The organism is Acinetobacter sp. 789_lipA, assembly GCF_058242845.1.
In genome coordinates, this window is record NZ_JBZAYS010000001.1 from 2,297,555 (window position 1) to 2,310,527 (window position 12,973).

The 12,973-nt window shown below is 40.2% G+C and carries 13 protein-coding genes; 6 read left to right on the forward strand and 7 right to left on the reverse strand.

The genetic code is table 11. From position 1 onward, the window contains the following. Positions 1 to 71: 71 nt before the first annotated feature. Positions 72 to 425: a YnfA family protein gene (locus tag AC4CUZ_RS11160; protein WP_126036920.1), complete on the forward strand. Its 354-nt coding sequence runs from the start codon at positions 72 to 74 to the stop codon at positions 423 to 425. A 27-nt stretch (positions 426 to 452) separates the two neighbouring features. Here AC4CUZ_RS11160 and AC4CUZ_RS11165 read toward each other — a convergent pair whose 3' ends face one another. The 3 genes from AC4CUZ_RS11165 to AC4CUZ_RS11175 form a co-directional block, all read right to left on the reverse strand. Next, entirely contained in the window at positions 453 to 926 is a 474-nt protein-coding gene (locus AC4CUZ_RS11165; protein ID WP_151836135.1) for a hypothetical protein, read from the reverse strand. Positions 927 to 1,016: 90 nt separating this feature from the next. Further along, positions 1,017 to 1,937, reverse strand: a complete 921-nt coding sequence (argF, locus tag AC4CUZ_RS11170) for an ornithine carbamoyltransferase (protein ID WP_151836136.1) — start codon at positions 1,935 to 1,937, stop codon at positions 1,017 to 1,019. A gap of 120 nt (positions 1,938 to 2,057) precedes the next feature. Next, positions 2,058 to 2,708 carry a TetR/AcrR family transcriptional regulator gene (locus tag AC4CUZ_RS11175; protein WP_005401081.1) on the reverse strand — a complete coding sequence of 217 codons (651 nt, stop codon included), beginning with the start codon at positions 2,706 to 2,708 and terminating at the stop codon, positions 2,058 to 2,060. A gap of 246 nt (positions 2,709 to 2,954) precedes the next feature. Between AC4CUZ_RS11175 and prpB the strand changes: the two genes are divergently transcribed. The 3 genes from prpB to AC4CUZ_RS11190 all read left to right on the forward strand — a co-directional run bounded on the left by prpB (position 2,955) and on the right by AC4CUZ_RS11190 (position 5,620). Beyond that, positions 2,955 to 3,839, forward strand: a complete 885-nt coding sequence (gene prpB / locus AC4CUZ_RS11180) for a methylisocitrate lyase (protein WP_151836137.1) — start codon at positions 2,955 to 2,957, stop codon at positions 3,837 to 3,839. Positions 3,840 to 3,841: 2 nt separating this feature from the next. Next, positions 3,842 to 4,978 (forward strand): bifunctional 2-methylcitrate synthase/citrate synthase, encoded by a 1,137-nt coding sequence (gene prpC, locus AC4CUZ_RS11185; RefSeq protein WP_004696709.1) that lies wholly within the window; start codon positions 3,842 to 3,844, stop codon positions 4,976 to 4,978. 180 nt (positions 4,979 to 5,158) lie between these two features. After that, positions 5,159 to 5,620, forward strand: a complete 462-nt coding sequence (locus tag AC4CUZ_RS11190; protein ID WP_279746802.1) for a DUF2147 domain-containing protein — start codon at positions 5,159 to 5,161, stop codon at positions 5,618 to 5,620. A 277-nt stretch (positions 5,621 to 5,897) separates the two neighbouring features. Here the strand turns inward: AC4CUZ_RS11190 and AC4CUZ_RS11195 are convergent. Next, positions 5,898 to 6,988 (reverse strand): IS4-like element ISAba33 family transposase gene (locus AC4CUZ_RS11195; RefSeq protein WP_115736667.1). Its coding sequence is split into 2 segments (ribosomal slippage): positions 5,898 to 6,448 and positions 6,448 to 6,988, totalling 1,092 coding nucleotides; the frame shifts between segments, so codons are not numbered across the junction. 41 nt (positions 6,989 to 7,029) lie between these two features. Between AC4CUZ_RS11195 and AC4CUZ_RS11200 the strand changes: the two genes are divergently transcribed. Beyond that, a complete protein-coding gene (locus AC4CUZ_RS11200; RefSeq protein ID WP_490747587.1) occupies positions 7,030 to 7,971 on the forward strand; it encodes an alpha/beta hydrolase in 942 nt (313 codons plus the stop codon). Between the two features lie 67 nt (positions 7,972 to 8,038). On the opposite strand, the gene AC4CUZ_RS11205 is transcribed toward AC4CUZ_RS11200, so the two are convergent. Then, positions 8,039 to 9,676, reverse strand: a complete 1,638-nt coding sequence (locus AC4CUZ_RS11205) for a long-chain-fatty-acid--CoA ligase (RefSeq protein ID WP_279700912.1) — start codon at positions 9,674 to 9,676, stop codon at positions 8,039 to 8,041. Positions 9,677 to 10,279: 603 nt separating this feature from the next. On the opposite strand from AC4CUZ_RS11205, the gene AC4CUZ_RS11210 reads away from it, so the two are divergent. Continuing rightward, complete coding sequence (locus tag AC4CUZ_RS11210; protein WP_078390266.1) at positions 10,280 to 10,516, forward strand: hypothetical protein; 237 nt, start codon at positions 10,280 to 10,282, stop codon at positions 10,514 to 10,516. A 67-nt stretch (positions 10,517 to 10,583) separates the two neighbouring features. Here the strand turns inward: AC4CUZ_RS11210 and bioB are convergent, their stop codons facing one another. Then, positions 10,584 to 11,573, reverse strand: a complete 990-nt coding sequence (bioB, locus tag AC4CUZ_RS11215) for a biotin synthase BioB (RefSeq protein WP_004981788.1) — start codon at positions 11,571 to 11,573, stop codon at positions 10,584 to 10,586. 301 nt (positions 11,574 to 11,874) lie between these two features. Next, positions 11,875 to 12,969, reverse strand: a complete 1,095-nt coding sequence (gene queG, locus AC4CUZ_RS11220) for a tRNA epoxyqueuosine(34) reductase QueG (protein ID WP_490747588.1) — start codon at positions 12,967 to 12,969, stop codon at positions 11,875 to 11,877. Positions 12,970 to 12,973: the final 4 nt, after the last annotated feature.

A 12,973-nucleotide genomic window follows, 5' to 3' on the forward strand; every position in this document is an offset into this window, starting at 1 on the left:
AAAACCCGTGTTCGCACGGGTTTTTTATTGAAAAAAGTATTTAACAGTTAGAAGTAATAAAAGTAGGTTGCATGGATATTCAATTGACGAAAGTTTTAAGTACATTTGTACTGTTTTTGGTAACCGCTGTGATGGAAATATTAGGCTGTTATTTCCCTTATTTGATTTTAAATCAGGGAAGAAGTCATTGGTTGTGGATTCCTACAGCCTTAGCGCTAGGTGCTTTTGTGTGGTTGTTGACCTTACATCCGGCTGCTTCGGGACGTATTTATGCCGCTTATGGCGGAATTTATATTTTTACCGCATTGCTATGGTTGCGTTATGTCGATCAAGTTTATTTATCCCGTTGGGACATAATGGGTGGGACAGTGGTGTTGATTGGTGCGGCCATGATTATCTTACAACCGCAAGGATTGGTTCGCTAAAGTAGAGAACCAATCGCTAAAAAGGTACTATTTGATACCACAATCTTTTTGCTTTAATTCTAAATCGTAGCTATTTTTCTCAGAGCTGAGCTGTAATTTTATAATGTAGGGGTTATGGCGTTGATATTGATGCTCGAAGAAAATATTGCAGTTTTGCACAACATTCTTTTTAATCACTTTTTGAACTGCTTTCGCACCCAAATCCTGTTCAAACTGCGCAAAATCAGGGGTAATGATCAAGCCTTTAAGCTCGGTACGGTCTGCATATAGATTAAATTGTTCAATGATGGTGTTGTTATCAATTTCAATTGGGAGAGTTCGTGAGTCTTCTGCGGTTAATACCGTTAAGATCTCGTTCAACGTTTCTGGTTGTTTAATTTTAAAATTTTGATCAATGATTTGTTTGGACTGTAAGTAGTCATCAAACTCTGAGGCTTGAATCTGAAAAAATGTAGAGCTTAGAATTGTAGCAAGGCACAGGCCAGTTTTTTTGAAATGCATGGAAAGTGTCGCTTATAAAAATTATGTTCCGATTATAGCTTTGCTCTTATAAAAAAAGCACCCTTAGGTGCTTTTCGTTGGAAAAATTAATTAATCTTTCTTGGTATTTTCATTGATTAAAAACTCAACCAATGCTTTTTGTGCATGTAAGCGGTTTTCAGCTTCATCCCAAACCACAGCATTTTTATGGTCGAGCATCTTTTCAGAAATTTCTTCGCCGCGATGCGCAGGTAAACAATGCATAAATAAACAATCAGAATGAGCAAGATCCATAAGACGTTCATTCACTTGATAGTCTGCAAAAGCAGCTTCACGAATTTTTTGCTCTTCTTCTTGGCCCATGCTTGCCCATACATCGGTCACGATAAGGTCTGCATTTACGGCAGCATCTTCAGCTGAGTTCACCAGTTCTGCACAATGTGCAAATTCACTTAAAAATTCTGCTTTGGGTTCATAACCTTTAGGCGCAGCAATTTTTAATTTAAAGCCCCACATATGTGCAGCTTCAATATATGAATTACACATATTGTTGCCATCACCAATCCACGCTACCGTTTTGCCTGCAATGGGACCACGGTGTTCAACAAAAGTTTGAACATCTGCAAGTAGTTGGCAAGGGTGGTGATCATCGGTCAAGGCATTAATCACTGGAACTTTTGAATAAGAGGCAAAACGTTCAACAATGTCATGTCCAAAAGTACGGATCATCACAATATCCAACATGCTTGAAATTACGCGTGCAGAATCTTCAATCGGCTCACCACGACCCAATTGGGTGTCTCGTGGGGAGAGGAAAATTGCACTGCCACCAAATTGGCTCATGCCTGCTTCGAACGATACACGGGTACGGGTGCTCGATTTTTCAAAAATCATACCCATGACTTTACCAACAAACGGTTGGAATACTTCGCTGTTGTGCTGTTTACGCTTTAGTTCGATACCGCGTTGCACAACTTGGTTCAGTTCTAAAGTAGATAAATCGCGTAAGGTAAGAAAGTGACGTAGAGCCATTGTTACTCCACAATAATTGCTGAAAACCGAAATAGGTACAGAACAACAATTAGTTGTTGGTTGGTGGAAAGAAAAAGAGAGTCGATTAATATACTATATGCAAAGGAAATTGCAAAAAAACTAGACTTTTTGATGACCTGCTAAGAAGCGATCTACACAATAATGAACATATTCTAGATTTTCTTGTTCATTTTCTTCAACATAGATGTTCATGAGTACTCGCCACTCTAATTCGCGCACAATGCCAAAAAAAAGCTGCGCAGAATAATTCGGATGTTCACATCGAATAATACCTATTTCATCTGCTTTGGTTAAAACACAAGCCACAGCATCTTCAATATGTTTAGGTCCTTGTTTGTGAATATGAAAGGCCAACTGCGGATTACGCTGTACTTGTTCCATAATGAGTCTTAAAAAAGAAGCATTTTCTGGAAGCACAAGATGTGTTTGAATATTTAAAATGGTTTGTATTAAATAAACGCGCAAATTGTCCTTCGTAAAATCAAAAGGCATACAAATATCTTTAAAAAACAGCTCACGACGGTAGTCGCAAATTGCTGTAAAAAGACCGTCTTTATTTCCAAAATATTTGTAAATCGATGCTTTTGAACCACCCGCATGATTGACAATATCATCAAGTGAAACTGCATCGTAGCCATGTTGCAAAAACAACTCGTTTGCACTTAATAAAAATGCAAGACAGCGTTCATGACCTCGTTTTGTGTGAGGTATGTCACGTGTAAGGGGTTCTAGTTGAACTGAGTCGTGCATATAACTAACAACAGCCTAATAAATGTGGATCTTTAGTTGCTATCATAGCAAAAATATGTACACATTGTTGTTTTGGGGCTTATCTGTTTACCACTAAACCTCAGTGCGTGGAAGAAAATTACACAATAAAAGCGTGAACCATGGGACTAAAGTTTTAGAGTTTTCATTCTAAAATGTCATAGCCAATTCAGTCATTATGGCTATACTCAAAACTCGAAAATTAAAGTAAATGCCGTGGAAAGGACGATGACAGAACAAATATCTGCAGGCTTAAGATTTAGACAAGCACTGGAAGTGGAAAAACCATTACAAATTATCGGTACAGTCAATGCTTATGCAGCAATGATGGCGAAACAGGTGGGCTACAAGGCCATCTACCTTTCGGGTGCTGGTGTAGCCAACTACTCTTATGGATTGCCTGACTTAGGCATGACCAGTCTGGATAATGTTTTGGAAGATGTACGCCGCATTACCGAACGTGTAGACACTCCGTTACTGGTCGATATCGACACGGGTTGGGGTGGGGCATTTAACATTGCCCGCACTGTGAAACAAATGATTGCCGCAGGCGCAGCCGCAGTGCACATCGAAGACCAAGTAGCACAAAAACGCTGTGGCCACCGCCCCAACAAAGAAATCGTCACCCAACAAGAAATGGTCGACCGCGTAAAAGCCGCAGTTGATGCCAAAACCGATGCAAACTTTGTGGTGATGGCACGTACCGATGCCCTACAAAAAGAAGGCCTACAAGCGGTAATTGATCGTGCCTGTGCTTGTGTAGAAGCCGGTGCTGATGCGATCTTTGCTGAAGCAATGACTGACATTACCATGTACAAAACCGTCTGTGATGCAGTCGGTGTTCCAGTACTGGCGAACATTACCGAATTTGGCGATACCCCATACTACACCAAAGAACAACTGGCAGAACAAGGCATCTCGATGGTGCTGTACCCACTGTCACCGACCCGTGCCATGCAAAAGGCAGCACTGGAAGTCATGCATGCCATTCGCAATGACGGTACCCAAGTCAACGTCCTCGACAAAATGCAACAGCGCAAAGAACTCTACGAATTTCTCGATTACCACACCTTTGAAAACACATTAGACAAGCTGTTTAAACAGGAGAATTAAAAATGGCTGAAGGAAAAGTCCTCACAGGCGCAGGATTGCGCGGACAAGTCGCAGGAAAGACAGCACTCTCAACTGTAGGTAAAAGCGGAGCAGGTCTAACCTACCGTGGTTATGACGTACAAGACCTCGCTGAAAACTGCCAGTTTGAAGAAGTGGCCTACCTGATCTTCTTTGGTGAACTACCAACAGCAGCACAACTCACCGCTTACAAGGCTAAACTTAAATCACTGCGCCAACTGCCACAAGCACTCAAAGAAGTATTAGAGCGTATCCCTGCGGATTCACACCCAATGGATGTGATGCGTACAGGTGTATCGATGCTAGGTAACCTAGAAACAGAACAATCCTTTGCAGAACAGCAAGATGTTGCAGACCGCATTCTCGCAACGCTTCCAGCGATCATTTGCTACTGGTACCGTTTTAGCCATGATGGCGTACGCATTGAAGAAAACACCGATGACGATTCAATCGGTGCTCAGTTCCTACACCTGCTGCGTGGTGAAAAGCCAAATGAATTGCATGAACAAGTGATGAATGTATCACTGATCCTCTATGCAGAGCATGAATTCAACGCATCGACCTTCACCGCACGTGTATGCGCATCAACCTTATCCGATATGCATTCATGCATCACGGGTGCAATTGGTTCACTACGTGGTCCATTACACGGTGGAGCAAACGAAGCAGCGATGGAAATGATTGAAAACTGGACGTCACCTGAAGAAGCTGAGCGAGAAATGCTGGGCAAATTGGAACGTAAAGAAAAGATCATGGGCTTTGGACATGCAATCTACAAAGACAACGACCCACGTAACGGCATCATTAAAATTTGGTCAGAGCGCTTAGCGAAAGATGTTGGTGATACCGTTCTTTATCCAGTTTCAGTACGTTGTGAAGAAGTGATGTGGCGTGAGAAGAAATTATTCTGTAATGCAGACTTCTTCCATGCATCGGCTTACCATTTCATGGATATTGCGACCAAACTCTTCACACCAATCTTTGTGATGAGCCGTGTGACAGGTTGGGCGGCGCATGTGATGGAACAACGTGCGGACAACCGTATTATTCGCCCAAGTGCGGACTATACTGGGCCTGAGCTGCGTAAAGTGGTGCCAATTGAAGAACGTTCAGCGGCTTAAATTGAAAAATTTGTAATAAAGCCTCTTCGGAGGCTTTTTTTATATGTAATTTTTTTGTTGATTTTTCTCACGGGTTAATTCATATTAATATTTAATTTTAATGAAATAATAGATAATTAAAAGAATAGAATTGCTATAATCGCGACCGTTTATTTCTTCATTTTTATTGTAATTTACTTTATGAAACATAAGTTTTTGTGTGCATCAGCACTGTTTTTGGGGTTGTCTCATTCTGCTTTCGCCATGCCATTTGATCCACTTATTGGAACATGGAAAGTGATTGATGATCGGACAGGGTATTATATTTCAGATATTGTGATTCGTAAGAATTCTAAAACATCACAATATAGCGCAGTGGTGACCAAGTACTATCCTTTGGCTGGAGCGCCTGTGAGTGATGTATGTAGTAAGTGTCAGGGTGGACTCAAGGATAAACCGATTTTTGGTATGCAAGTGCTGAATGGCTTAATGGGTGATGCAACAGGTCAAAAATTCGCAAAAGGCCAATGGCTGAATCCTCAAGATGGCCGTGTGTATAACATCAATACTGCGCAGTTAAATGCAGGTAAAGATCAGATGAAGGTACAAGCCTCAGCAAAAGATGCGAAAGGTTTGAGCAGCATGACATGGAAAAAGCTTTAAGTCTTTTGATTGTGTCGATAAAGCCATTGCACTTTCATAGTGCGGTGGCTTTTTTATGGATAAAAAAGCTGGAAGGGTATTTGCTAGATTTGCTTAATCCGTATAAAAAGGAAAAATCATCTTTCTTAGTGAGTATTCAAATAAAATTTTGTCTATACAATGAAGAGAGATGATTAATAATGATTATTATTATCATGTGTTAAGATTCAGTATTTCATGGCTGTGTATACGAAAAATGACTCATCTTTATAGAAAGATTCTCTGTACACGACAAATTTCATAGGATCCTTGTCCTATCAGGCTTTTTCTTTCTTAAAATTGCTAGCACTTTCTTAAATTCTTCTTTTTTTCCAAAACCAATCAAACGTAGAATAGCCATTTGAACATAGTCCAAACCGTAGCGAAATAAACTTACTGAAAGTCGTCCATGCTTCTTTATTTTTATCGCTTTTTTTCGATCATGTTGCCATTCACCTGTTAAATAGCACCAACAGAAACCGATAGCTAGCACTGCTATCAATTTCTTGACTCGTCCAGGGTCTGTTAAACGAGTATTTTCAAGATTGAATCCACGTCCTTTGAGACAACTAAATAAGGTTTCGATTTCCCAGCGTAATGCATAATCACGAATAGCAGAAGCATTAAACATAGGAGAAACAACAAGTAAAAGTTCTCCATCTTCTAATCGTAGCGCACTAATATACAGTTTTACTCGACCAACCCAAATACGTCGTTTACGACATTCAGTTTGACCAACTTGAAGATGACGAAATAAATCACTAATTTTATGATTCCTGGCTAAGTGATTGGTCACAATAAAGTTTTTTTAACACGTATACAGAAGTTAATGTCATTTTCAATTAACCATGTAAACCATTTCTCACCGATAAATTCTCTGTCTGCGAACACATTCACAATACGGTCTTTACCAAAAATAGAGATAAAGCGTTGAATCAAAGCAATACGCTCTTTTGTATCTGAATTTCCACGTTTATTGAGCAATGTCCAAACAATAGGTATCGCTATTCCACGATAGACGATGGCTAACATCAAGATATTGATATCTCGTTTTCCCCATTTCCAATTGGTTCTATCTAAAGTCAGTTGCACTTTGTCGAATGAAAATATATTGAAAATTAACTGAGAAATTTGACGATAATCAAAATACTGACCTGCAAAGAAGCGTTGTATACGTCGATAAAATGATTGTGGTAAGCACTTGATGGGTAAGGCTTTAGATGCAGAAGAAAGATTACATGTCTGTTTTACAATTAATGCAATCATAATCAGTGTAAAACATTTTACATGTGACTTGTTCCACTTTAGATATTTGTTTAAGATGAGATGTAACTCATTGAAATGTGTCATCATATTCGTCGTCAGAAAACAAGTATTATGCCATTATTTCAATGAGTTATCTTTTTTTGTCGTGTACAAAGAGAAAGATTTTTACTTCTCTGCTTTCGCGAATTTTTAGCTCGTTGTTGATCTTGGGTGCCAGTTTAAGTATTTATGCGAAACCTGAAATAAAACCTTTGCCTGCCAATATTGCAGAAATAGGCTCGGCTTATTACAGTTTTAAAGTTAAAGAATTTGCAACTACAGATCCAAATAAAACTTATCGCGTTTGGTTAGGTATTCCAAAGACGGTACAGAAGACGCAGAACGCCTATGCATCGGTCTTTATGCTGGATGGGAACTCTGCGATGTCCCATCTGAATGAAAAAATACTTAAGTCTTTGTATGAAAATGATGCCCCTGTATTGGTTGCCATTGGTTATAAAACCAATTTGCCATTTGCCACAGCTTTTCGTTCACTCGATTATACTCCAGCAGATTTATTAACGGGGAAACCCGCCCAAGATCCAAGAAATCCAGAGCGGATGAGCGGGGGAAGTGCTGATTTTAGAAAAGTGATTTTGAAGGATATCGCTCCTTGGGTTGAGCAGAATGTAAAGCTGGATGCGCAAAGAAGAGCGTTATGGGGGCATTCCTATGGAGGGCTTTTCGTGCTTGATAGCTTGCTCGATGGGCGTTATTTCAGCCATTTCTTTGCTGCAAGTCCATCACTTTCTTGGGCTGATGAGCGCATGATGCAAAAAATTAGAACAGTAAAATTAGTCAAAGAGCCACAAAAACATGTATGGCTGATGGAAGGTGATCTTTTAACACATACTGGAGCACAGCAAAGCACTAATTTTGATGCAAATGGCATCAATAAAAATAGAGAAATTTTGTCTATATTCGATCAGCAGGGCGTAGAGTCTAAATTTTTAATCTATCCAAATCTAAAGCATGGTGAGGTGTTTAAAGCGTCTTTATTGGATGTGCTTTCAAATAAATTGTATTGATGGTATTTACATTATCCGAACATGAGAAAAGCCTGACCATAAGATCAGGCTTTTATTCTCAACAACATTAAACAGGATTTTGTTCCAGTAGTACTTGTCCATATTGGGCGCGGAGTTCACGTTTTAGCATTTTACCCGTACCGCTCAGTGGAATACTGTCGACAAAAATCACACGGTCAGGGATCTGCCATTTCGCAATTTTGTCAGTATAGTAGTCTAAGACACCTTGTTCAGTGACCGTGCTATCGGGTTTCTTTACAGCGATGACAATAGGACGCTCATCCCATTTTGGATGTTCAGCTGCAATAACGGCTGCCATAAGAATGTCTGAATGTCCCATCGCAAGGTTCTCAAGTTCAACCGATGAAATCCATTCGCCGCCAGACTTAATTAAATCTTTAGAGCGGTCACTGATGCATAAGAAGCCGTCTTCATCTAAGGTTGCAATATCACCTGTGTCAAACCAGCCATCGGTCGTGAGGGCAGATTCATCTTTACCAAAGTAACTGTCAATAATCCAGTGGCCCTTAATTTGTAGATTTCCAATCTGCTCACCATCGCGGACAATTTCATGGTTGCCTTTTTCTTCATCGGTAAGACGTAAATCTACGCCAAAAGGCGGACGGCCTTGAGAAAGACGTAGCTTGAAACGCTCTTGTTCAGAGAGCTGTTGATGTTTGGCTTTAAGTTGGTTGGCAGAGCCTAAAGGACTGGTTTCGGTCATGCCCCATGCATGGATGGTGTCACAGTTATAGTCATTTTTAAAGGCCGCTAACATGGATGGTGGGCAGGCTGAACCACCGACAACGTTACGGTTCATACTTGCTAGCTGGCTGCCTGTTTGTTTGGCTGCTGCCAGTAAACCTTGCCAAATGGTTGGTACACCCAAAGCCACAGTGACTTTATATGTGTCAATCATATTCACTAAACTTGGCCCATCTAAGCCTGGCCCTGGTAATACAACCGTACAACCGACCATAGCTGCTGCATAAGGTGTACCCCAAGCATTAACATGGAACATTGGCACTACAGGCAACATAATGTCATTTGCAGACAGATTGAGAGAATCGGGTAGGCTGATAGCAAAACTATGCAATATGGTAGAGCGGTGGCTATATAGTACACCTTTTGGATTTCCAGTTGTGCCTGAGGTATAGCACAAAGAGCTTGCAGTTTGCTCATCAAAGCTTGGCCAAGTGAACTGTTCAGACTCTTTACTGACCAAGTCATCATAAAATTTCACATCGGCAATTTTTTCTGTAATAGCCTCATCTGCGGCATCTAGGCAAATAAAGTGTTCTACATGGGGTAAATGTGCTTTTACTGCAGCAATAAGTGGCGCAAAGGTTTTATCAAATAACACCACGCGGTCTTGGGCATCATTGATAATAAAAATCAGTTGTTCTGGAAATAAACGTGGGTTGATAGTATGGCAAATATAACCACTGCCAGAGATCGCATACCAAGATTCTAGGTGACGATGGTTGTTCCATGCGATGGTCGCCACGCGGTCACTTTGCGAAAGCCCTAAATCTTTGAGTACATTGGCAAATCGCTTAGAATTGGCTGCGACGTTGGCCCAGTTGGTTTCAGTGATACTGCCGTCTGTATTTTTAGAAATAATGGCTGTATCCGCATGGTAGCGTTCTGCGTGATCAATAAGATTGCTAATTAATAGCGGTTGAAACATCATACGTCCAAGCATGTATAAATATCCTTATCGTTGCTTTTTTATCAAACTCTTTATTGGTTGCTCGAAACATCTGTTTTGAGCATTGATTGTATTTTTATCCTAGCTTGATCCAAATTTAAATCAAGCATTGTTTCATTCTCAGCCGCATTTTTAAAAGCGATGTGAAGCAGAACAATAAGTAAATAAAAAGCATCATTTAAAAAAGTAAATGACCATTTATCACTTTATGATGTTATTCGACAAAAGGCACTTGAAATTTATAAAAAGTATGTTTAAAACTGTGTATAGCTCATGAGATATGAGTTGTGAGTATTTCAGGAAGATATACCTATTTTAAGAAGTGAATTTTTAAAAAATCATTTACAGGAGTTAAAAATGCTTCAGTTGTTTAAAAAATTATTTTGCATCCACGTTTATGAATATGAACAAATGACTGAAATAGGAGAGCATATGGAATGCCGAAAGTGCGGTGATTCTAAAACTGACTAATCATCTTAAGGAAAAGTGAGCGTAGGCTCACTTTTTAATGCCTGTATTTTTTTATGGCTTAGTTCGACTGAATTGACGCAGAACGGCTTACAATAGCTGAATAACAGTGTTTAGCGTATACAGATAATGACTAAAAATTTTCAAGCACAGACTTATATTGTCGATGATAATCTGAGTGATACCTTAAGCTGGTTGTGTCAGCATCAAGAGTGTTTTGATTCTTTTCACTATGACGCGATTTGCCAAACCTTAACGGTACGCCATGCCAATGGTGAAGATGAGATCTTCCAAGGTGATTATCTGAATGCCAGTTATGGTATTTTAATTACTGCACATAATTTTGCTCAGTCGCCTGAAGGTTAAATAGATAGACATTAAAAAAGCCCCATACTGAATAAGGAGCTTTTTTATGCTTAGTAAATCTTGGGAATTAGCTTGCCATGGCATCTAGGCTAAGGTCTGCCACCGTTGGTTTTGGCTTTTCTGCTACTAAACCTAATTTGGTGAACAGTTGACGGTCCTTACCTTCGCCTGCATTTGGTGTGGTCAGTAGTTTCTCACCTGAGAACAACGAATTTGCACCCGCCATAAATGCAAGTGCTTGGTCTGAGTCAGAAAGTGCTTCACGACCCGCAGATAGGCGGATATAGCTGTGCGGCATGATAATGCGCGCAACAGCAATGGTACGAATCCATTCCGTCACATCGAGTTTTTCAACATCTGCCAGTGGTGTGCCTTCAATTGGAACCAACATGTTGATTGGCACAGATTCTGGGTGAATTGGCATCGTTGCAAGTTCTTGCAATAAACCAATACGGTCTTCTTTCTTTTCACCTAGACCAACAATACCACCGCTACACACTTTCATGCCTGCTTGACGGACATATTCTAAGGTATTTAAACGGTCGTCAAAGGTACGTGTACTAATAATATGTGAATAATACTCGCGTGAAGTGTCGAGGTTATGGTTGTAATAATCTAAACCTGCATCTTTTAAACGTCCAGCTTGAGACTCATTCAGCATCCCTAAAGTCATGCAAGTCTCTAAACCAAGTGCTTTCACCTCTTTAACCATTTCTAGTACATAAGGCATGTCACGTTCATGTGGGTTACGCCAAGCCGCGCCCATACAAAAACGGGATGAGCCTGAGGCTAAAGCTTCTTTAGCTTCTGAAATCACTTTGTCTACAGCAATTCGCTTTTCGGCTTCAAGTTTTGAGTCATAACGTGCTGACTGAGAGCAGTACTTACAGTCTTCAGGACATTTTCCTGTTTTAATTGACAATAAAGTACTGACTTGAATGGTGTTGGCTTGGAAATGTTGGCGATGTACGGTCTGCGCTTGAAAGACGAGATCAAGAAAGGGCTGATCATACAAAGCTTCGATTTCTTCACGCGTCCAATCATTGCGTAGGTTCATAATGGCGATCCATTTTTAATTCTAACTTGTATACATCATACATTTAACGTGCCAACTTAAAAGGCATTATTGCTCAGTTTTAATAGTATCTCCCGATTATGTTTTTAATTTTATCTTTTTATGAGATTGTAAAAATAGTTGCAAAGTTGAGCGTTTTTTCGGAAATTTGGCCGCAAAATTCTATTTATTTGGATTTTGAGTTACACTGAAAATGCAGCTAAATAGATAAAATAAATAAAATTATGCAAGCAAATGGCTGTTTGATTGAACTTTTATTGATTGAGTCTGTTTGAAGCAAGTTTTAGTGCTTTTTCATCAGCTGCTCTTGGATGGCCCAGTCAATATGGACTTGCACAATATCGTTAAGCTCTGGGCGAGAAGCTTGTAATTGCTGCAATATTTCATCTGAAAATGGTGCATTACCTAGACCAATCGCGACGTTACGCATAAAGCTTTGGTAGCCTGTACGACGTAGGGGACTCCCTTCTGTATTTGCCATAAAGTTGTTTTCATCCCATTGCCAAAGGTCAATCAGTTGAATGTCATCCAAACCATGACGCGGGTTAAAATCATCAATTGGTGTGGTTTTGGCAAAGCTATTCCACGGGCAAATGAGCTGGCAGTCATCGCAACCAAACACACGGTTACCAATACCGCGGCGTAGTTCTTCAGGAATAATGCCTTGAAACTCAATAGTTAAATAGGCAATGCATTTACGCGCATCTAATAAATAAGGCTCAACAATGGCTTGGGTCGGGCAAATATCAATACACGCGCTACATGAACCACAGTGTTTGGTGGTGGCTTGGTCAAAAGGTAGCTCTAAAGAGGTAAAGAGCTCGCCCAAAACAAAAAATGAGCCTGATGTTTTATGAATGAGTAAGGTGTGTTTACCGACCCAGCCCATGCCCGCATTTTCAGCCAATGATTTTTCAAAAATGGGTGCCGAGTCTGCAAAGGGGCGAGATTCAAAATCGCCAACTTTGGCTTTGATTTTCTGAGAAAGGGTCTTTAAACGCCCACGCATGACTTTGTGATAGTCACGTCCGCGTGCATAACGCGCAATGATGGCGCTATTTGGTGCAAAAGGCACAAGACGTGGTTCAGGAACGGCTACCAAATAATCCATACGCACACAAATAATACTTTTGGTGCCCGGAACAAGCAGTGTTGGATCTGCGCGTTTTTCTAAGTTTTCAGCAAGAAAATGCATGTCACCATGATAACCAAGTTCTAAATATTTTTTAAAACGCGGCAATTCAACTTGAGCATCTGGTTTGGCGATGACACAATCAGAAAATCCCAAAGCCAGTGCTTCAGCTTTAATCCAAGCCTTAAGCTGCTCTGGATCATATTGATCTACAGGGATTTTTGAGGAAGATGTGGATGTTGTCATAACC